The 20,580-nt window shown below is 67.7% G+C and carries 16 protein-coding genes and 2 pseudogenes; 6 read left to right on the plus strand and 12 right to left on the minus strand.

The features are described from left to right. The first annotated feature begins 387 nt into the window (after window positions 1-387). The 3 genes from BGM09_RS38800 (at window position 388) to BGM09_RS09705 (ending at window position 5,108) form a co-directional block, all read left to right on the plus strand. Window positions 388-2,415, plus strand: a complete 2,028-nt coding sequence (locus BGM09_RS38800; protein WP_188281072.1) for an ATP-dependent nuclease — start codon at window positions 388-390, stop codon at window positions 2,413-2,415. After that, window positions 2,408-3,880, plus strand: coding sequence for a UvrD-helicase domain-containing protein (locus BGM09_RS09700; protein WP_188281073.1), 1,473 nt, complete (start codon window positions 2,408-2,410; stop codon window positions 3,878-3,880). The genes BGM09_RS38800 and BGM09_RS09700 overlap by 8 nt, the downstream gene beginning before the upstream one ends. Window positions 3,881-3,944: 64 nt before the next feature. Then, a complete protein-coding gene (locus tag BGM09_RS09705) occupies window positions 3,945-5,108 on the plus strand; it encodes a hypothetical protein (RefSeq protein ID WP_223186577.1) in 1,164 nt (387 codons plus the stop codon). A 38-nt stretch (window positions 5,109-5,146) separates the two neighbouring features. On the opposite strand, the gene BGM09_RS09710 is transcribed toward BGM09_RS09705, so the two are convergent. From BGM09_RS09710 to BGM09_RS09745, 8 genes are all read right to left on the minus strand, one after another. Beyond that, window positions 5,147-6,118, minus strand: coding sequence for a thiopeptide-type bacteriocin biosynthesis protein (locus tag BGM09_RS09710; RefSeq protein ID WP_188281074.1), 972 nt, complete (start codon window positions 6,116-6,118; stop codon window positions 5,147-5,149). After that, on the minus strand, window positions 6,100-7,332 hold the full coding sequence (locus BGM09_RS09715; protein ID WP_188281075.1) for a lanthionine synthetase C family protein: 1,233 nt from the start codon (window positions 7,330-7,332) through the stop codon (window positions 6,100-6,102). The genes BGM09_RS09710 and BGM09_RS09715 overlap by 19 nt, the downstream gene beginning before the upstream one ends. Then, window positions 7,329-10,394 (minus strand): lantibiotic dehydratase, encoded by a 3,066-nt coding sequence (locus BGM09_RS09720; RefSeq protein ID WP_188281076.1) that lies wholly within the window; start codon window positions 10,392-10,394, stop codon window positions 7,329-7,331. The genes BGM09_RS09715 and BGM09_RS09720 overlap by 4 nt, the downstream gene beginning before the upstream one ends. A 90-nt stretch (window positions 10,395-10,484) precedes the next feature. Next, window positions 10,485-10,685 carry an FxLD family lanthipeptide gene (locus BGM09_RS09725; RefSeq protein ID WP_188281077.1) on the minus strand — a complete coding sequence of 67 codons (201 nt, stop codon included), beginning with the start codon at window positions 10,683-10,685 and terminating at the stop codon, window positions 10,485-10,487. A 52-nt stretch (window positions 10,686-10,737) separates the two neighbouring features. Next, the gene (fxlM, locus tag BGM09_RS09730; RefSeq protein ID WP_188281078.1) at window positions 10,738-11,970 is read right to left on the minus strand and encodes a methyltransferase, FxLD system; all 1,233 of its coding nucleotides are present in this window, start codon (window positions 11,968-11,970) and stop codon (window positions 10,738-10,740) included. A gap of 40 nt (window positions 11,971-12,010) precedes the next feature. Further along, window positions 12,011-12,583: a DUF6907 domain-containing protein gene (locus BGM09_RS09735; RefSeq protein WP_188281079.1), complete on the minus strand. Its 573-nt coding sequence runs from the start codon at window positions 12,581-12,583 to the stop codon at window positions 12,011-12,013. Further along, window positions 12,580-12,972, minus strand: coding sequence for a hypothetical protein (locus BGM09_RS09740; RefSeq protein WP_188281080.1), 393 nt, complete (start codon window positions 12,970-12,972; stop codon window positions 12,580-12,582). The genes BGM09_RS09735 and BGM09_RS09740 overlap by 4 nt, the downstream gene beginning before the upstream one ends. Window positions 12,973-13,024: 52 nt before the next feature. Beyond that, window positions 13,025-13,513: an ATP-binding protein gene (locus BGM09_RS09745; protein WP_188281081.1), complete on the minus strand. Its 489-nt coding sequence runs from the start codon at window positions 13,511-13,513 to the stop codon at window positions 13,025-13,027. A 248-nt stretch (window positions 13,514-13,761) separates the two neighbouring features. Between BGM09_RS09745 and BGM09_RS09750 the strand changes: the two genes are divergently transcribed. The 3 genes from BGM09_RS09750 to BGM09_RS09760 all read left to right on the plus strand — a co-directional run bounded on the left by BGM09_RS09750 (window position 13,762) and on the right by BGM09_RS09760 (window position 16,439). Then, the gene (locus tag BGM09_RS09750; protein ID WP_411158285.1) at window positions 13,762-15,195 is read left to right on the plus strand and encodes a helix-turn-helix domain-containing protein; all 1,434 of its coding nucleotides are present in this window, start codon (window positions 13,762-13,764) and stop codon (window positions 15,193-15,195) included. Window positions 15,196-15,206: 11 nt separating this feature from the next. Next, window positions 15,207-15,698, plus strand: a complete 492-nt coding sequence (locus BGM09_RS09755) for a hypothetical protein (RefSeq protein WP_188281083.1) — start codon at window positions 15,207-15,209, stop codon at window positions 15,696-15,698. Window positions 15,699-15,812: 114 nt separating this feature from the next. Next, the gene (locus tag BGM09_RS09760) at window positions 15,813-16,439 is read left to right on the plus strand and encodes an HAD family hydrolase (protein WP_223186578.1); all 627 of its coding nucleotides are present in this window, start codon (window positions 15,813-15,815) and stop codon (window positions 16,437-16,439) included. A 111-nt stretch (window positions 16,440-16,550) separates the two neighbouring features. Here BGM09_RS09760 and BGM09_RS09765 read toward each other — a convergent pair whose 3' ends face one another. The 4 genes and pseudogenes from BGM09_RS09765 to BGM09_RS37545 form a co-directional block, all read right to left on the minus strand. Next, window positions 16,551-17,075, minus strand: a complete 525-nt coding sequence (locus tag BGM09_RS09765) for a hypothetical protein (RefSeq protein ID WP_188281085.1) — start codon at window positions 17,073-17,075, stop codon at window positions 16,551-16,553. 189 nt (window positions 17,076-17,264) lie between these two features. Further along, on the minus strand, window positions 17,265-18,470 hold the full coding sequence (locus BGM09_RS09770; protein ID WP_188281086.1) for a mobilization protein: 1,206 nt from the start codon (window positions 18,468-18,470) through the stop codon (window positions 17,265-17,267). Window positions 18,471-19,536: 1,066 nt separating this feature from the next. Further along, window positions 19,537-19,750 (minus strand): annotated as a pseudogene (locus tag BGM09_RS39130) (hypothetical protein); the annotation flags it as partial. 369 nt (window positions 19,751-20,119) lie between these two features. After that, a pseudogene (locus BGM09_RS37545) lies at window positions 20,120-20,439 on the minus strand (DUF3626 domain-containing protein); the annotation flags it as partial. Between the last annotated feature and the right edge of the window lie 141 nt (window positions 20,440-20,580).

Genomic DNA, 20,580 nt, shown 5'->3' on the forward strand with positions numbered 1-20,580 from the left:
GTGACGCGGCCCGGTGCAGTGACTATGAGGCTAAGCCCCGAGGACGAGGGGTCGCGTCATGTGGGAAGTAGGGCCACGACCGCTGAGTGGACCGCTTGCGCCGCGGCGACGACGGATGAGATGGCGGCGCGGGCGGTTGTGACGTTCGGCGCTGCACGCATGCGGGCCCGGTAGTCCAGCCGCCGCAGAGGACAGGCCGGATCTCGAGGCCGACCTTCTCGCCAGCCTCGGGGACGTCGTCCTCGTCACCGGGATAGGGCGGACGTTGGCCAGGTTCGCTCGTGACGCGGACCGGTTGCATGGCGTTCAGGGAATTCATCTTGGAGATGCGACGCGACCGCGTGCGAGTGATGATAGGAAAAGCTGCGGGATTGCGAAGTGGGGGCGGTGCTCGTGCATCTGAGCAGGGTGGAAGTCAAGGGGCTGCGCGCGAGCGCAGAGTCGGAGATCGTCTGCGATCTTCCCGGCCGGTTTAGCGTCCTGATCGGCGCGAATGGTGTCGGGAAGACCACCGTCACTGATGCCCTGTACCTGTCCCATCCCAGCCGTTTTCCCAGCCTGCCGCGCCCGAGTGCGGCCGTGCTTGGTGGAAGCGAGCGCAGTATTGCGGTCCAGTACACCCTTGATACCGACCCGCAGTCTGAAGGTGCCCTGGGGCACCAGCTCCACTCCATCCATCACAGTCCGCCGGGCACTGTTGCGCAACGCTGGAGCACAACCTTGACCCGAAGCCTGGGTAGTGTCCAGGCGCAGGTGGGTCAGCGCCAGGGGCCACTCGACACACTCGACCCATTCAAGCTCCTGTATTTGCCTGCATGGCGTCATCCGCTGGACGAGCTCGGCCGGCGTGAGGTCCGGATCCTGATCGAGTTGCTGCGCGCTCAGCAGGAGCGTCTGGACGGACGTCGCAGTTTGGTGTCGCTGCGAGCGCGAGCGTCCCACCTCTTGGAAGGCTTGGCTAAGGACGGCATTATCGAAGCCGTTGAGGAGCGTATCGGGGCCCATCTGTCGGCGATGTCGGCGGGAGTGAGTCGGCGGTGGCCCTATGTGCGAGGGCAGGTCATCGACGACACCTATCTGGCGCGTGTCCTGGAGTTGATGCTCGCCGTGATCGAGGGCCGGGGCCAGGCGCGTCCACTGGAGGTTTCCGGCTTGGGCTACGTCAACCTCCTCCATATCGCCGTCACGCTGGCCGCAATCCCTGACCCAGCCAAGCGCGCCACAGGCACATCCGACCCCGGTACCGTGCCGACGCCCGACCCCGATGACGTAGATGAGGCTGCCCGCCAGGCCCGCGAGCAACTCGTGCAGGCACAGGCGGAGGCCGAGTCCGCAGAGGATTCGTTCTTCCCGCCAGACCCCTTTCACGCCACGGTGGTCATTGAGGAGCCTGAGGCCCACCTTCACCCGCAGCTTCAGCACGCCTTGGTCCGTTACTTGCGCGGCGTCACCGCTCGGAGACCAGAACTGCAGATCGTCCTGTCCAGCCACGCCACCGACGTCATCACATCCTGCCGTCCAGAGGAGATCGTGGTGTTGCGCCGGACTGCCGACGGCCGTCGGGTCTGCCGTTCCATCGCCACCCTGCCGATGGCCAAGCGCGAGGAGACGCTGCGCATGGCGAGGCTCCATCTGGACACCAGCCGCTCCGCCGCCCTGTTCGCTGAACGTCTGGTACTGGTCGAAGGCGTCACCGAGGTAGCCGTACTGCGGGAGTTCGCCCGCGCCTGGGCCGCAAATGACGCGGACAAGCAAGCCTTCGTCGAAGCCCTGAGTATCGTGCCCATGGGCACCAAGGTCGGGGCGTGGGCGGTGCGGCTGCTGGCGACCAAGGGTGCTGAGCTGTGCACCAAGATCGCCGTCCTACGTGACAGCGACCTGGACTTTGGTGCTGTCCCTAGCGATCCGACCTGGATCAGCGCGCACAACTCCGACATCGCCCAGGCATTCATCAGCCACCCCACTCTCGAGCCAGCCATCACCGCAGGCAACGAGAAGCTAGTCGCCCAGGCTCTGGACGACTTGTCCCTGTCCGTGCCCAACCCGCTGAATCCTGAGTCAGTCCATGCTCTGTTTCGCAGCGCCCGCAAGGCCAAGGACGGCAACGCCGCCACGGCCGCCGGCCCAGGGGCAAAACGCAAGGCGGAGTTCGCGCTCGCACTCGCCCAGCAACTCGCAGACGCCAACGAAGCATTGAACCACCCGGTGGTCCCCAAGCACCTTCAGGCGATGTTCGGTTTCCTGTATCCGGCACCGCCTGCCGGTATCGGGCCGGAAGTACGCCCCGAACCGGATGAGGACAATAGCGCCCTCCCGGATGCCTCCGATGACTTGATCCACCCCCCGCCCGTTGAGGCTGATCCCTGGTTCAGCCCGGCACCTAGCACCACTGGCTGGGACAAGCTCCGTGACTGAAGCTGTCCTAGACAGGCTGACTCGCGAACAGCTCATCGCCGCTGGGACAGCCCTCCCGCGCCTCTACATCGAAGCCGCTCCCGGTTCCGGAAAGACCACAGTGTCCGCGTACCGCTTCGGCGTGCAGCGCTTTGCTCTGGCCAGCGACCCGCGCGCGGTGGTCGCCGTCAGTTTCACTCGCTCTGCAACTGCGGAACTACGCGCGCGTGTGCGTGCGGTCTGGGGCCGTGCTGCGATCAACCCGCCACACCGCATCGTTACCCTCGACACCGTTGTCTATGACCTGTTGGCCCACCTCCTTCGGACCAAGACCCTCCAATGGCCAGGCGGTCACACCGAACTTGAGGTCCTGGATACGTGGAAGGCCCATTACGCGACCTGTTATACGGCCCGGGAACCTGTCGTCGAACTCAAGGACCGCCAGATCGTTACTGCGCACACCTACCGTCACGCCAAGGGCAACCACCTTGCCCAGTCCGACTTCGACGCTGCCGTGAATGATGGTCGATGCACCCACGACAACGTTCGCGCGATCCTCGAACAAGCTCTGGTCGACCCGGAGATATCCGACTGTCTGATCGACTACTTCGCCACAACCACGCGCGCTCTGATCGTCGACGAGATCTTTGACGCCAACAGCCTCGACCTGGCCGTAGTCGAACTCGCTGCCCAAGCCGGGCTACATGTCACCGTCGTCGGTGACCCCTGGCAGGCCCTGTATGGTTTCCGAGGCGCCCGTCCCGACCTCGTACCCGTTCTCATTGACCGCGCCGGGATGGTCACTCTCCAGTTGACGGCGTCCTTCCGCTGGCGTACTCCTGGCCAAAAACTCCTGGCCGCAGCCCTACGGCGAAGAGAATCCACTACGGTACCCAGCGCTGGGCTGGACGGCGTCGACGTCGTTTTGGCCCGCGAATGGAAACCCTTGTGGAATACGCACCCCCGCGTACTGCCCCTCGCGTTTCGCTCTGCCACCGGCAACACGCAAGAAGCGGCCTCCACGCTGCTGCTCAACCAGCTCACGCGAAGTGCTTTCGGTGAGAACGCCACCTATGCCGCCGATGCTGCCGCCACCCTGCGGTTGGACGAGGATGCCCGCGCTCGCCTCGAACCCCGCCTGGACGCGATCCTTGCGCACCTCGCCGACGAAGAGGATCTGCCCAGCACCCTCGCGGTCCTCACGGCCACCATCGCCACCGAGTCGTCAGTCAAGATCCCTGGCAGGCACGCGCAGCACATCGAACGACTAAGGCAGTTGCGTACCCGCCTCCTCCATCCCTTCGATGATCTTGTGCTCGGTCTGACTACTCATCAGGCCAAAGGGCGAGAGTGGGACTCCGTCGCCGTGCGACTCGAGGCGAGCGATACACGAGCCCTGTTCGGCGGGCTGGACCAGGACAACGAGGATCACCGCAAGCTCTATGTGGCACTCACCCGCGCTCGCTGCCGATCGCTCGCTGTGTGAGCTGCGGCCCAAGAGCCCAAGAGCCCAAGGGCGCGGTCGGTGGGGCGGCCTACAATCATTGGTTATGGGCGTATACACAAACCGGAAGCAGACGGATGCGTCGCCGAAGCGAGCGGCAGAGTCCGATGCTGGATTCTTCGAGAGGATCGCTGGTCCGTTCTGGGATCAGGTTCGGGACGTGATCAACGAATGGTGGTCTCACCTTCCGGATCATGCCCAGCCCGGCGTCCGCAGCCGACTGTTGGACCGGAACCTCGACGCGAACGTCTTCTCTGCCTTGTGGGAGTTGTACCTGCACGAAATGCTAATCGGCTCAGGGTGCAATGTGGAGGTCGAGCTGAGGCTGGGAACCCGAGGCAAGAATCCCGACTTCCTGGTCACTTCCGACGGTGAGCAATTCGTTGTCGAGGCGAAGTGGACAGCCCAGCGGCTCGGCGATGAAGGTCGTCATTCAGTGCCGGCACAGATGGTCGATGCCATCGATCGAGTGCCAAGCCCAAACTTTTTCCTGTCGTACAGGCTTGACGCGGCTGGGACGGGAACGCCACCACAGAAGCGGCTGAAGTCTGGACTGGCTCGATGGCTTGAGGGCTTGGACCCTGACCAAGTTATCGCGGGGTACGAACGAAGGGAGCCTTTGCCCACGTGCACCTGGCAGGAAGCCGGCTGGTGCCTCACCTTTCAGGCGATCCCTCGCAGCCCCGACAGACGAGGTGCTTTCGCAGGTGGGACGATCGGCGTCCACCCTTCTCAGTGGCTCGACGAGCAGTCGAATCGGGTACTTGCTGCGGTCAAGAAGAAGGGCGGAAAATACGGCGACTTGGGCCTACCGTTCATCGTTGCGGTAGGCCACGCGGCCTTCTTTCCCGAAGACCAGGACACGGAGACCGGACTGTACGGGACTTCTGTCATGTACGCCCATGAGAACCTTCCGGCCATGGGCCGCTTGCCCGATGGCTACTGGACTGATGCCCGTGTCCGTACACATAGCCGGGTCAGCGGCGTACTCACCGTCGACAATCCAGCACCATGGACTTGGACGAAGAACCCTCCTGTCCTGTGGCAGAGCCCGGACCCCAACTCGCTGCCAGCCCCAGTCCTTCCTACTTGGGGGTCCGCACGACTGCTCGATGTGCAGGTAGAACGGCAGTCAGCGGCCCAGCCTCCCCACACTGCGCTTGGATTGCCCGAGCACTGGCCAGTTGGCGATGCCTTCGCCCGGCGCTGACCGTCACGACATCTCCGACTCCTGCCTTCCTCACTACCTCACCGCCAGATGACCGAGGAGGAGCCCAGGATTGCGGTTCGGGCTCTCCAGGCGAGGGTGCTTTGGGCGCGGAGGGTGAGGCCGAGGCGGTTCCAGTGGAAGATGACGTGGTAGCTGAGGATTTGGCGTAGGCCGCGGTCGAGGGTGCCCTGTTGGACGGCGGCGGCGAGGGCTTGGCCGGTGTCGTGGAAGGCTGCTGCCCATTCGGCGGCCGGGGCCAGGGGGCCGTTGGGGTTCAGTAGGGCTTCGGTGTCGGCCTGGAGCAGGGTGCGGATCTCGATGGCTCGCGCTTCGAGTGTTTCGCGGGGTATGTCCGCGGTGTTGGAGCGGTGTTCGGTGGTGATCACGTGGTGCCAGACGTCGCCCTGTTCGTACCATTCGAGGCCGGCGGCGCGCATGAGGGTTGTGCACAGGAGTACGGATAGCTCGCGGGGGCCGAGGGGGAGGTTCTCGCGGAAGGGCAGTTGTTGGATTTCGCGGCTGTCGGTGATGAACAGGGTGTGTGCGGCGGTCATGGTGGCGGGGCCGCCGAAGGCGGCTGTTTCGGGTTCGTAGATGCCCGGCCACCAGCGGTGGAGGTGGCCTTCGGTGACCAGGCGGTCGAGGTCGTCGCCTATCGGGGTCGTGGTTTTGAGGCGGAGGCGCCAGCAGGGGTGTTTGCGGGTGTACCACCAGCCGTCGAGGGTGCCATTGGTCTCGGCGGCGTGTAGCAGCGGCAGGACGTGGGTGGTGAAGGTGTGGTCTGCGTGCGCCCAGTCGGCGAAGTGGAGGTAGACGTGCCACCACTCGTGTTGTGCTGCGTGGTGGGCGAGGGCTTCGCGGCCTGCTTGTTGGAAGACCTGGAGGGCGTCGGAGAGGTTCGCCGGGTCCATGCGGGCCTCGGCGGCAGCTTCGGTGAGCGGACGCCCGGAGAGCACGGCCAACACGGCGCGTTCAGCAGGACCGGGCTGGGTCAGTTGATCAGGAGGCATGCGTCCCATCCGGTGACCGGGGGTTGTTGGGTGGCGAGGGTGGACAGGGCGAGGGCGGTGCCTGCGGCGCCGTTCAGAAGGCCGGGTGCCGCTGCGGGGCTGAGCCGCGTGTGGTCGAGGAGTGCGCGGCCGAGCGTGGGGAGCAGTTCGGGGAGGCGGGGGTCGAGGGTGTCGGCGGCGGCGCGGCTGGCGGTTTGGTAGATGCCGGCCCAGCCGTGGCAGAGGCTGGTGTTGGTGACGTTGGCGAGTTGGGCGGGGTCGCTTAGGGCCCGGTGGAGGGCGTCTTCGTAGAACGTCTGGAGGCTGGTGTCGCGCAGCGCGATGCCGGCGAGCTGTCCTGCCCGTGCGATGCCGGTGGTTCCGTAGCACCAGCTCGGTCGGGCGTCGTGAGGCCGGTGGAGGTGGCGGCGTTCGAGGTCGTGGCGAGAGAGGTGCTCGGGCCACCACGGGCCGGTGCCGGAGTCCTGGCGCCAGGTGTTGAGGTGGTCGCAGACGGCCCGGATGGCGTCGCGGTGGCCGGGGACTTCGATGCCGCGTCGTAGCGCCTGGGCGAGCAGCAGGAGTGGGCCGGCGATGCCGTGGGCAGCTCCCAAGTTGGCGTGCCCGCCAGGGAATTGCGGGGAGCGGCCGCGGTGCGGGTCGTGGCGGACCCACCAGCCGGGCAGGCCGCGGCCTCCTGGAGCAAGCGGTCGGGTCAGGGCGACGAGGTAGCGCAGTACGCGTTCGAGGGCTCCGCTTTCGGGGCTGGTGCGCAGCAGGTAGGCGCCGACGCCGGTCAGACCGTAGAAGAGGTCGTACTCGGCGAAAGCCGCAAGGTCCCCGCGGCGGATGCGGGCGAGGGCTGCGTCGGTACGGCGGTGGGTTAGCGCCAGGACGTGCTGGTGCACGGTGCGCCGGGCTCGGGCGTAGAGGTGGTCGTACTCGGCGGGTGGGGTGCTGAGCAGGAAACCGATGGCCGGTGCGCCGAGGAAGAGGCCGGTGGTGTCGGCGGCGCTGACCTGTCCGGAAGCCGCGGTGGCGATCCAGCGGTGGGCGGCCTGCCAGGGCTGGGCGTGGCGGCGGGCGGCTTCGACGTGGAGCAGGGCCGTTCCGGCGGCGCCGTCGGCGAGGGACTGTACGGCCCATGGCTCGTCCGGGTGCGGTGGCGCGGGTTCGGCCAGGTCGCGGACGACCTGAAGCACCGTGTCGGAGGCGCTGGTTGTCGTCGCGGTCATCGGGCTGCCTTCTGTTGGCGCAGGGCGGCTGTACGGGCGAGGCGGAGGGTGAGGGCTTCGGCGGTGGGGTCGGCGCCCAGCGCCCGGACGTGGTGCTGGTGCAGCAGTGAGCGGGCGGCCCGGAGCGGATCGGTGCCGGCGAGGTGGAGCCGGTAGGCGTCGAGGGCTGCGGCGCGGGCCTGCCACGCCCGGACGATGGCGTCGCCTCCAGGCAGGGCACCTATGGCGTCCCAGCCGCCGGGCGAGGCGAGATCGAGGACTTGGTCGCGCAAGCGACGGTCCAGACGGCCGGTGGTCTGCGGCAGCCGCTCGATGAGCCAGGCCGCGCCCTGGGCCTCGGAGGGCGCGAGGTGCTGGATGAGGTCGAGGAAGCTGGCGGCGGCGAGGGCCTGTGGGGTGACGCTGTCGGTCTGGCCGGTGAAGCGAATCTGCGCGAGGGCGGCGGCGGAGTCGGCGGCGAACACACGGTGTGCGGCGTCCATCGCGTCGCCGTAGCCGAACCGACCGGTCTGCGGCCGGTAGTCGGCCAAGGTGAGACCGGCGGCGAGACCGGACCTGTGGAGGGTGTCCGCCCAGTCGTGCACGGCTTCGGCCGCCGTGGCGTAGGTGCCGGAGGCGAGGTGGAGGACGACGTCGAGGTACTGGTCGGCGTCCGGGCGGGCCATCTCGCGGTGCCGGGTGAACCACCACATCGGTTGGACGTCGCCCAACACAGCCAGCAGGAGCGGGAGTTGCTGGGTCAGGATCTCGTCGTAGCGTCCGGGGTGGGCGTGCAGCCGGGCGTACAGCACGCTGCCCGCGCCGGGAAGGTGGAGCTGGGCCGGTGCGGCTCCGACGGCTGGCGATATGTCGCTTTCCTCGGTGCGCGGGATCTGCGCGGTGTTGCGTAGAGAGACCCAGATTTCGTGAGCGCGTCCGATCCAGCCGTGCGCGTCAGCGGCGGGCGCCTCCCGCAACTCCAGGCGCCGGTTCCGGCCGAGCTGGGTGCGCAGCAGGCGGCGTTGCACCGGGTGGGTCAGGTCCAGCGGCAGACGCTGGTCGTACTCGATCACGCTGACGGTGGCCGGCACGCGCAGCCGCGTACGCCAGGCGTCGAACTCCCGGTCCCACATGCCCTGTTCGGCGGCGCGGCCGGGCAACTCCTCGGCGGTGAGCAGCCAGCGGGCCGGAGCGAGGATCGTGCGGCGGTAGCGCACCCGGGGCAGGTACGGCAGGCGGGCGGCGGCACCGAAGTCGAACGGCTTGTACGCGGCATACCGGGCGCCGGCGACCTCGGCAAGGAACCGGGCCAGCGCCGGGGTCTGGGTAGCGGCTTCGAGGGCGTGCAGGACGCGCACGTCCAGGCGGCGTCCGGTGGAGCGCTGGATCAGGTGGAAGTGGCGGGCGTCGGCGGTGACGGCGATGTCGTCGAGGCCGATCGTCTCGCCGTCGGCGGCAAGGCATTCACCCACGGCGATGACATGGGGCAGGAGGCGGAGCGTGCGGATGACGTTCTCGACGCGGCGTTTGCGGGGCGGGAAGCTGAGCTGCGCGGTGAGCGCGTCGGGGTCGGTGCGGAAGCCGGTGGCCAGGTCGTCCTGTTGGTCGGGGGTGAGCAGGTGGGCGAACCGTCCGGCCATGCTGCTGCCCGGCCGGGGCACCGCGGTGATCTCGACCTCGAAAGCGCCGCGCGCGAGGGCTGCGGTGGAGGAGGCGTGGATCTCGAAGGCGGTTTCGACGCGAGGCACGAAGTGCGGGTCGGTGCCGGCGGCGTCCGCGAGAGCGTCGACCGTCTTGTCGGTGAGGACAAGTTCGTCGAGCCCACCCATCAGCACCGGTTGCAGCAGCGCGAGCAGGGTCTCGTCCCGGTCGGTGAGGAGCTTGGGCGGTCGGCCGCGCTCCGAGCCGAGGAACCCGGCCGGTAGGCCGAGGCCGCTGTCGGAGGTCAGCTCCAGGACGGGCACGAGCGCGCCGAAGCCGTACCGGGCGCGGAAGCGGCGGTGGTAGTCGCGCCAGTGCCCGTAGCCGTACGGCTGCGAGGTGATCCGGTACAACGCAGTGACGGCGGCCTGCACCTCTTCGAGCACGGCGGAGGGGATCTGGACGTCGCAGTCGAGGCCGGTGTCGATGGTCAAGGGTGTCGGTGTCGCCGTCGAGAGGGCGCGCATTTTCGGGATGACGCGGTCCAGCGCGATGGCGGCCGACAAGGGCTGATGGGCGGCGATGTCGTCGCGTATGCCGTACAACTCAGTTATCTGATCGTGCAGTTCGGGGACGGTGCGCGCGTCGAGCCGTTCCAGCTCGGCGCACAGGTGGCCGAAGGCGTCCAGGACGGTCGTCGGCGCCCACAGGCTCGTGATGAGGAGCTGCTGGCCGATCAGATCGCGCAGGAGTTGGTCGATCTGGTCGGTGGCGGCCTGCGGGAAGAGCTGGTGCAGGTGGGCGGCCAGGTCGGCGTAGGTGATCGGCTCGCGTGCGGCGGCCATCGCGGCGGCTACGGGTCGGGTGTTGCGCACGGAGATCTCGATCGGGGCGAGGAGCGGGGCGAAGGCGTCGGCGGGAGGCCCTGCGGCGACGAGGCGGTCGCCGCGTTCACGGGCGGTGTTGTTGGCCGTCAGCGGGAGCCGGCGCAGCAGCTCGGGACTGGACTGGAGGCGCGCGATGATGTCGGTGACCCATTCGGCGTCGGCCCGCAGCAGTGCCCGGTGCTTCTCACCCCACACGGCGCGGGCCGTGTCCGCGACGGCTATCGGGGCGGTGCCGGCGAACAGGCCGAGCGGGGTGGGCCTGTTCTGCCAGCGCAGCAGGTAGGCGACCGTGGACAGCGCCGTACGCCTCACCTGCCGAGCCCGCGTCTCCCGCTCGCCGACGACGGCTTCAACTGCCTCCGCCAGTACGGGCGTAGCCGCGCGGAGAGCGTCGCGGAACGTCTCCTGCTGCCACTGACGCGTCAGCCACGTACGGGTGGCCGCCACGTCGTCCAGGTTGAGGCTGCGGGGCAGGTCCGCGGTGTTGGGGATGGTGCTGGCTCGCAGCATCGCGGGCCCCTGCCATCTGTAGCTGACGGCCGGGTGCGGCGCCATGGGCATTCCCTTCCTGTACGGGCGCGCGGGCGGCCGGTGAGCCGGGCCGGGTGTGCACCCGGCCCACCGGATGGAGGAAGTTGCCTGGGATCAGGCGGGGTCCTCGACGAAGGAACTGCACGCCGAGGAGCCGTTCGCGCAGGTGGTGCCGCAGCCGTCGCTGGTGGTGCACATGAGCTTGCCGTGCGGGTGCGTGGCGATGACGACCCTCACGTCGAGCGGGGCGAAGTCGTCGAAGTCATCGCTGAAGGCCGTCGGTTCGGGGGCCGGGGCCAAGATGGTGGTGGTCATGGCGGTGCCATTCCTTCCGTTAAGGGGTTGGTGCGGGATCCCTGGTCCGTAGTCATCGCTGCGCGGGCCAGGAGAGCGAGATCCGGCTATGGACCTTGTCGATGACGCGGGCGCCGGAGATCCGCTCGTCGGGGGTACCGGCCGGATAGACGCGGATGACGGGGCCGGGGCCGCCTCGGTGCTCGCCGGCCCAGTCACGCAGATGGCCGGCGAGGGTCTCGGCGAACGCGGCGGCGTCGGGGCCGAGGGCGTGCACGCCGAACTCGACGTGCTTGTTGTCCTCGGTGCGACGCGTGGTGAGGTAGCCGAAGGTGCGGCCCTGGTCGTCCACGGCGGCCAGCGCGAAGCCCTTGTTGGCCGGGGCGACGATGCCGGAGTCCAGCTCCGGGTCGACGGCCATGATGCAGAAGCCGGGAAGGCTGATGGCCAGGTGCATCTGGAGGGTGTCCAGCAGTTCGCTGACGCCGATGGTCACCGCGGTCCACATCTCGAACCGCGGGTACGTCACGGCGTTGTCGAGCAGGCTCGGGTCGGTCGGCAGACCGTCGTCGAACCGCAGCCCGATCTCCGGGGTGCCGTTGACCAGCAGCAGTTCCTCGTTGTGCGCGGTGGAGCCCTGCATCGGTACGAAGCCGCAGATCTTCGCGGACTCGCTCTCCAGATGGTCGCCGACGCGGGTGAAGGCAACGGAACGGGTCAGGCCGCGCATCCGCAACGGCACCACCAGGCGACCGCCGGGAGTGAGTTGGTCGATCCACGTCGGCGGAATGTCCCAGGCTCCGGCGGTCACCATCACGACGTCGACCTTCCCCAGGCCGGGGATCGGTTCGGCGGCGTCGGCCGTGACGACCACGACCTGGTCGTATCCGTGCTCATCCAGCAGCCGACGGGCGCGGTCGGTCACGACAGGGTCGATGTCCACCGTGGTGACTTCACCGTCCCCACCGACGAGTTCGGCGAGGTAGGCCGCGTTCAGCCCGCCCGACCCGATCTCCAGCACCCGCATTCCCGGCTGGACTTGGGCCTGTTCCAGCATCAGGGCCTGGATCTGCGGCGCCGACACGGAGCTGAGCTGCACCCCGTGCTCATCGGTCTTGGTGATCACCGCCGCGTACGGCTCGTACGCCTTCTCCACGCTCACCTCGGGCGCGAACGCGTGCCGGGGCACCGCGCGCATCACCGCCTCGACCTCGGGCGTGGTGATCCACGCCTCGGCGCAGAGGGTGTCCACGACGCTGTTCCGCAGGCGGACGGCCTCGTCGGGTTCGACGGTCGTACCGGTCATGAAAGGAAGCTCCTTCGATGGAAATACGGTGAGTTGCCAGCTAGCGACGGAACGTGCCGGTCGGTTGGGGCGGTATCGCCGTGCCAGCGGGCTCCTCATGTGCGGTGAACCAGTCGCTGTGGGCTTCTTCGAGCATCGGAACGAGCTCCGTCTCAAGGCGGTCGGCTTGTGCGCGGAGCCGGGCGGCGAGGTCGGTGAGGTCTTCGGGGGTGAGGTTGTTCAGCCAGAAGTCCTCCACCAGCCGAACGTCGGCGTACGGTGCCCGTTCCTTGGGGTTCTCGCTGTACGGGTAGCAGGTGATGTGGCCGTCGAAGAGGCTCTCTTCGGTCCCGTCGGCCTGTCCGTCCGCACCGGTGCGTGCGGGGTGGTGGACGCGCATCTGCTGCCCGGCGAAGGGCCGGCGGTGCGCGAGATCGATGAGCGTGACGGACAGCCGTTCCAGCGGGACGTCCGTGTCGCTGGGGTCCTCGTCGGCCCAGGGTGGCAGGTATCCGGTGAGCGTGAAGCCGCCCGTGGTTCTGATGGCCCAGGTGCGGCTGGGCGAGGCGGGGGCGGACCGCTGGATGGGCGGTGCGGCGATGGCTGGGCTCTGGGCCACTGAGGTTGCCGTCATGACACGCTCGCTTTCGTCGGCGTCGAGAATTCCACCGGCGTATAGGTGAGCTGATGGGTGTGGGCGCCGGAGTGGAACGCGAACTCGCAGCAGATTTCGCGTGTTTCGGGGTTGACGAACGAGCAGTCCGGTCTGATGTCCAGCGCCTCGACCGGCTTGCCGCCTGCCCAACGCGCCCAGACGGCTCCGGTGTCCACGCCCGCCAGATCAAGGACGAGGGCGAAGTGGTCGCCGTCGTCGTGGATTTGGAGGTGGCACCATAAGTTCCGCTCGACGTCCGCCTCGTCTGCAGCCCCGTGCGGCGTCGCGGCGCGCAGCGTCTCCTGGACGAGATGCTCCGGGAGCCGGGCGGTCCGGCCGCAGACCGGGAACAGGATCTTCGCGTTCATTGCGAGTTGCTTTCTGCGTGGATGCGGAAGAAAGGTGGACGTGCCCGCGCCGTCACCGGCACGCCGGCGCGGTGCGCAACGTGCACCACGTGGTCGTGCCATCGGGGCTCACTCCCCAGTCCTCGGCTATCGCGGCGACGAGGAAAAGGCCGCGGCCGGTCTCGCTCTCGTCGTCGACGACGCTCAAGCGCGGGCGGCGGCCGGACCCGTCGTTCACCGCGATCAGCACCCCCTGGAGGGTGATCACGAGGCGGAACGCGATCTCGCCGTCCTCGCCGTACCGCAGCGCATTGGTGACCAGCTCGCTCACCAGCAACTGAACGTCGTCGATGAGCGGGTCCAAGCCCCAAGCGCGCAACTTGGCAGCGCTGATACGACGAAGCCGCCCCACCCACTGGCCGTCCACGTCCCGCTCAAGAGCGCTGTCCGCGGACGCGGCGCCCGAGACACGTACCGCGAACTCGTCGCGGATGGGTTCGGACGGCGTCGGCACCGGGACAGTGGGAGTGATGTCCGGCGCGGTGCGCGCAGTGCGCGTCATGTGTCCGACCCCGCTCCCTGGGCGTGGACGAGGCCCCGGTCGGCGCCGCGGCGCACCCGAAGGGCGAAGGCCCCACACGGCGAGGCAGGTTGGACATGAGGTTTCCCCACTCGGTTTCGGCGATCGGTGTCTGTGAGTAGCGTTGCGCTTACGCCGTCTCGCCACCATGACCGTTGGGGATTACCGAGGCGGTAACACCGCTGTCCTGGCCCATGAGCCGGGATGCCGCACACCTCTGGAGGCGGCTCGTGAACGCCACACCGATGTCAAGGGACGTCCTGACCAGGACCGACATGCGTCAGGCGCTGGCCGAACACGACTTCGCCGAGGCGTTCAGGCTGCTGAAGAAGCACGGCGGCCTGTCCCAGAACCGCATCGCATTGGCGTGCGGATTAACCCCCGGCAAGGTGTCGACCATCATGAACGGGCAGACGCGCGTCGTGTCGTACGACGTGCTGTGCCGTATCGCCGATGGCCTGCACATCCCCGGCGAGCTCATCGGCCTCGCCACCCGTCCCTGGGAAGCGGAGAAGGCCGAACCGGCCCGCCCCGAGACTCCCGAGGTGACAGCACGCATGGACAGCCCGTGGCAGAACGGCGCCACAGTCGAGCTGGCGGACCAACTCACCCGCGTCGACCTCACCATGGACCGACGCGCACTCGCCCGAGCCATCGCGGCCACAGTAATGACCGGACCGCTTCTGCTCGACTCGCTGGAAGGCTGGATGCTGCCCGGCGAGAAAGGCTCCCGCCGAAGCCGCCCCGGGCGGCTGGGGATGCGCGACGTCGAGCAACTTGAGGAAACAGCGACGGCGTTCCGCACCTGGAACCACAAGTACGGCGGAGGACTGCGCCGCCGGGCAGTTCTCGGCCAGTTGCAGGAGGTGACCGTCCTCCTCCACGAACACCAAGCACCACTCGTCGAGCAGCGGTTGTACGCGGTGCTGGCGCAACTTGCCGGTACGGCCGCCGGCATGGCGTGGGATGAGGGGCTGCAACGACGAGCACAGGACTACTACCGGCTCAGCTTGCGAGCGGCCCATGCCGCAGGCGACCGTCTCTGGGGCGCCAACACCTTGGCGGGCATGGCTCGCCAGTTGCTCTATGCGGCCCGCCCGACGGACGCTCTGGAACTCGTCCGTTTCGCCCAGGAGGGTGTCCGAGATGAAGCCGGACCGCGGCTCCGCGCGATGCTCTACACGCGAGAGGCATGGGCCTTGGCCGCAGTGGGCAGGACCGCGGCGTTTAACCGGGCAACCGAACAAGCGCGCCACGCACTTGCAGATGCCAGTCTCGACGAGCCGTACTGGATCGGCTACTTCGACGAAGCGGAACTGGCAGGCGTCACCGGCGGTCGCTTTCTGGAACTCGCCCGGCGCGACCCTCGGCTCCACGCCGGGCATGCAGAGGAACAGATCCGCACCGCACTCACCCGTCGAGGGCCGGAGGCCGGGAGATCACATGCGTTGGACCGCCTCGGCCTGGCCGAGGTCTATTTCCTCTCCGGCGACCTCACGGCGGCTGTGGCCGAGACCCACGCAGCCTGCGACGTCGCCGAGCGCGTCCACTCCGGGCGCGTGCGAGAGGGCATGGCCGAGCTGTACGCCTACACGGTGGGGCATGGTATTTCGGCACCCGTACGGGAAGCGCGCGCTAGGCTCCGCGAGCAACTCGCCGACTGACAAGGAGCGCTGTGACCATCCTCGCCGTGACCGGCCACATGGACCTCACCGATGCTTCTGTCCCTCTGGTTCGCGCAGCCCTCGTCGAGTTGATGCGCGGGATGGCGGATGGTGAACTGGTGGGCGTCTCCTGTATCGCCGCCGGGGCGGACTCCTTGTTCGCCGAAGCCGTCCTTGATGCCGGTGGCAGTCTCGTCGCCGTGATTCCCTCTCGCGACTACCGCGAGACGAAAGTCAAGGACGCGCATACCGCCCAATTCGACCGGCTTATGGCTGCCGCCACCGAGGTGGTGGTGATGGATCACGCCACCGCTGGTCGTGAAGCGTACGAAGCCGCCAACAGCGAACTCCTGAGCCGAGCCGACCGTCTCGTCGCCGTCTGGAACGGCATGCCGCCCGGCACCAAAGGCGGCGGCACCGCCGACGTCGTCGAGGAGGCCCGAGCCCTCGGCCTCCCGGTAGAGGTCGTCTGGCCGAAGGGCGCTGAGCGGCGTACCGGGTGATCTCGGCTCAAGATCGCAGGACATCAAGGCCCCTTGCCAGCCCTGCCGGGAGCCGTACAGGGAGAAGCATCGAGCCCCGTGCCCCCTGGGCGAGTGACATCGATGGAGCCAGCAATGACCTACCGCGGCCTGATCCTCGACTTCGGCGGCGTCCTCACCATCCGAATGCGGCTCAACGGCGATGCCTTCGAGCGCAGCGAGGGCCTTGCCCCCGGCACGTACACCCGCGCCCTCAACGAGCACCCCGACGGCGTAGCGGTCTACGCGGCGCTGGAAGTCGGTGAAGCCACCCAGGAGCAGTGGAACCAGGTCATCGGCGGCATCCTCGGCATCGACCCCACCGACCTGATGCGCCGGGCCCTGGCCAACCTCCACCTCGAACCCCGCATGGTCGACGCCGCCCGCCGCGCCCGCTCCGCCGGCATCAAAGTCGCCATGCTCTCCAACAGCTTCGGCCTGACCCCCTTCAACCCCTACGAAGCCCTGGGCATGTGGGACGGCCAGTGGGACGCGATCGTCCTGTCCGAACAACTCGGCGTACGCAAACCCGATCCCGGCATCTACCTCCACACCCTGGACCTGCTCCAACTACCCGGCGAGGAATGCGTCTTCGTGGACGACCACGCGATCAACCTGCCGCCCGCCGAGGCGCTGGGCATTCGCACGATCCACCACACCGACGCCGCCGAGACGGTGGCGCAGTTGGATGCGCTGCTCAACTGCGTCACGCCGTCGGCCTGATCCTGGTGGTTGAGACTTCGCCGGGTCACCTGCCCGGCCGGTCGTGGCTTCTTCGTGAGGTCGCAGCGGTTTGGGGATGTCGGCGCAGCGATACGAGGCTACCGACCTTGGCTAGTACACCAGGAATGCCTCGGTCCACAGAACGGCCAGGGGGATGAGGAGCGCCAGCAGGTGCAGGCTGATGAAGTTCCGCCGTTTGGGGGCGGGTTCATCTGGTGCGGCGCCCGTCTCGCCCACGTAGTCGAGGATCTGCTGTCGCACCGATCGTGCCCCGCGGTGTCCGCTCATCGCCCCGGCGGCGGATGCGAGCAGCGTGGGGGGTTTCGTTTTCCGTCCGTCGGAGGTCCTGATGACCAGGTCGCCGTGTTCGACGCGGACGTCGGCGATAGTGCCAGCGGGAATATTGCGGACCATGAGCGGGTAGTGGACCGCGACGACCCCCTTGTCGAGGACTATGCGCGGCCCGATGGAGATGTTCCACAGGACCCAGATGGTGATTGACACGGCGACACCGGCGACCAACCGGCCTTTGAGGCTTGTGTCCACGCCGGGATGGGCCACCACGACAGGGCCGATCACTGCGAAGGTGACGATGCCCAGGGTGCCGAGAGCACGGAGGAATCGGGGGGCGATCACGTGCGCCATCGTGGGGGTCCTTCCCACCGTGGCGTCCGGCGCGCACCGAGTAGCGCACCGGACGACAGTTAGGCGACTCCAGTAGAGCAGGTGCCTTGGTTGACCGTCAGGTACTCACGTTGCTCAGACCGTTTTGAAGCTGGTCGTCGAGGAATTGAACGGCGCTGCGGGTTCTGGAGCGGTATTTCGTCAGCGTCGTCTACCTGGGATCTCGCGGTCTGCCTGCGCGGTACGAGCGGGTGCGCTGCCCGTCGTGTCTGCGAGTGCTGTGCCTGTGACGATGTTGTGGTGGGGGCGGGTGGTGGCGGCTCGGACGCGGGCGGCGCGGAGTTCGGTGGTGTGGTGGTGGAGGCGCCAGTTGAGGACTTCGGCGGGGTGGTCGGCGGTGTCGAGTTCGCGTTGTTCGGCGATTGCGGTGAGGAGGTGGCGGGGGTTTTGGCCGGTGCTTTCGGCTTTGGCGAGGGTTGTGGCCAGGGCGGGCCAGGCGGGGTCGGCGAGGATGCGGGTGGCGTGGTCGGGGACGGTGAGGCGCAGGTCGGTGGCGTAGCGCTGGGTGGCTTGGGGGCTGGGTGTGCGGGAGGTGAGGCTGGCCAGTACCGGGTCGGCGGCTTGTCGGTAGGCGGTTTGGAGGTGGACGAGGGTCTGGTGGGCTGCTGCGGCCTGTTTTTGGTGGCTTCGGGCTTCGTTCCAGCGGGTGAGGAGGATGAGTACGGCCATGGCGGTGGACAGCATGCCCGCCACTGCGCTGTCGTCTTTGCCCGAGCCGAGCGTGTGGAGCAGTTCCTTGGCCGCGGTGCGCAGGGCTGCGGCGCTCTGGTGTTCGGCGCGGATGGCGGAGCGGTTGGCGTGGTTGAACTTGGCTGCTGCTGCTCGCAGTTCGGCCCGTATGCGGGGCGGTGTGGTGGCTGCAGCGTTGTGGAGGAGTTCACCGAACGCCGCTACCTGCGCCTGGATCACGCTGTCCTGCTCCCGGCCGCCGGTGGTTTCTTGGGCGAGGAGACCGGTGTGGAGGCTGCGCAGGACGGTGTCGGCCTGGTGCCACGGGCCGGTGTTGGTGGTGCCGGCGGTGGGCTGGTCGGTGGCGGTGTGGGCGGCGAGGCGTTCACGCAGGCGGTTGACGGACAGGTCGGGGGCGAGGGTGGAGCCGCTGAAGTAGACGGGCTCGCCGTGGCTGTTGGTGTCGTCGGGTGCGGCCAGGCTGTAGCCGGTGACGTCGCCGGTCTGCGGGCCCAGCCGGTATTTGATCGTGATGCCGAGGGTGCTGAGCGTGGAGAAGTACTCGGCTTCGTCGCGTGCGGCTGCTGCCGCGGCGTATGCCTGGTCGCGCAGCCATTCCCGTGCTGTCTCAGCGTTGCCCGCGCGCTGGGCCTTGGCCTGTTCGGCGCTGGTGGGCATGGGGGCTGCGGTGAAGTCGCCGGACTTGAGGCGACGCAGGCCGAGTTCGGCTTCGATTTTGCGGCATTCGGTTTGGGCGCGTTGGCCGTCGCGGTTGGTGCGGGGACGGCGGCCGTGTCCCGCAGGACGGACAGACTGGTGTTCACGTGTTCCCGGACCCCGACCCGGAACACACCAAAGCTCTGGTGTGCTCCATCGGTGACGCGGATGACGACGACGCCTCGTTGTTCGAAACGCGGGTCGATGTGAGCGCACTGAAGGAGGGGCTGGACCGGACTCAAGCTGTGCGCCATGCCCGTGGAGAGGGAGTGCTGGAGCAGCGGCATATTGATGCACTCCGAAACTTGGACCAGCACCGGAGCCTCGGGCGTATCAGCGGCGAGGAGGCGGACCGTATCTGGCAAGGAGCGCGCGAGGAAGATCAGGAGTCGATCCTTCGGGCGGTCGCCTACCTAGACCTGATCGGTGAAGACGTGGCTGCCCAGCGAGCGGCTGACGTGGACAATCCGAACGACTACCACCCGAAGCACAATCCGGGCGGACATGATCTCGAACAGTGTCCGGTGTGTGGGTTCGAGACCTTCTGCGTCCAGGGTACCGACGACTACGAGTACGGATTCGGCCACGGACAGTGCCTAGTTTGTACGTATACCTGTAGCAGGGACACGCTTGACGACATGGCCATGGGATTTCCACGTCGCCAGGCTCGTTGCCGAGGGCTAGATGCGTCCCCATGGCAACGAATCTCACCCGGTGCTCGCGGTTGTGCTGGACCAGCGTGCCAAGCTACCCGCTGGGGAACTGCAACTGAAACTGCAACTACGAACGTCGAAGGGCCCCGCTGCGGACAGCGGGGCCCTTCGACATCGTGCCCGGTGAGAGCAATGGCGGAGGATACGAGATTCGAACTCGTGAGGGGTTGCCCCAACACGCTTTCCAGCGGGGCACGTTGTCGACCGCCGATGGACGGGTGCGTACTGACCTGCGGTGGAACGGTCGGCAGGCAGGGAGTCGGACGTTGCTGGACGCACGTGAATGAGACCAAAAATGAGACCGAGCGGGTGGGTCACACCTGCTTGACGACAATCGTGTCCGGGACCAGTTTCTCAAGGTCGTCGACGTCTGAGGTGAAGACGGTGACCTGTGCCTTTCTGCTGTCGCGCGATGACGGCGAGCACTGCGTCGATCGCGTACTTGTGGCCGTGGAGTTCGGCGTTGGCCAGCAGGCGGCGGGCCTGTCGGGCCTCGTCCTTTCCGACGTCGGCGACCTTGAGCCGGGAGGGATAATGCCTCGCAGCCGAGGACGAAGACCCGGATCGGGTGCCCATGCTCGCTGCCGCGCTTCTTCACGCGGCCTCTCCGGCGCTGCCCGGCCGGCGGTGTGCGTGCTCGGCATCGAGACGATTCAGCTCGTTGAGCGCCGCCGAGTGTTCATCCTCGGTGACCGGACCGTGCTCTGCCCAAGGTCAACCAGGTGCCCAGCCGTCTGGACCACGCTTCGCGCCATGTCTAGATCAAGGCGGAGCAGCGTCGGCCGCCGGATCAACCAGAGCATCGTCGAGGACGACGCCTTCTGGGCCTGGGCGGCCATCGAGACGCTGCGGCATACCGGAGTCCGGGCCGAGGAACTCACCGAGCTGACCCACCTCGACACCGAAATCCGAGGGTTCGAAGAAGCTGTCCGGGTAACAGAACGTGGTCCGCGCCGTTGTCTGGACAGTCAGCCGGAAGTGAGCGGAGCCGAACCGTGGCGCCCCGCCGGCCAGCTTACGGCGGAAGTTCAACGCCCCGTAGACGAGCCTCTCGTGAGCAGGCGCTTCGTCGTACGCTCCGTTGAAGATTCGGCTCTCCCAGATCCACTCTCCCAGACCCACCTGTCTCCGCCGGGATGTGCGGTCAGTCCACCAGTGCTGGTCCCCGTGACGAACTGCGAGCGGTAGAGGCCATCGTCAACCAGAGCATCCAGGATCGGCTTGCCGTGTAGGAGACGGCGGTGCTGCGCCGGGCCGTCGTGGACGAATACCGGGAGCGGCCCTCGGGTTCCTGAGCCGCCGGGGTGGTTATGGAGACGTGATCCCGCAATCGCCCCTTTTAAGGCCCCAACCGGAGC

The sequence above is a fragment of the Streptomyces sp. CBMA29 genome, assembly GCF_014596445.1.
Taxonomy (GTDB): Bacteria; Actinomycetota; Actinomycetes; order Streptomycetales; family Streptomycetaceae; genus Actinacidiphila.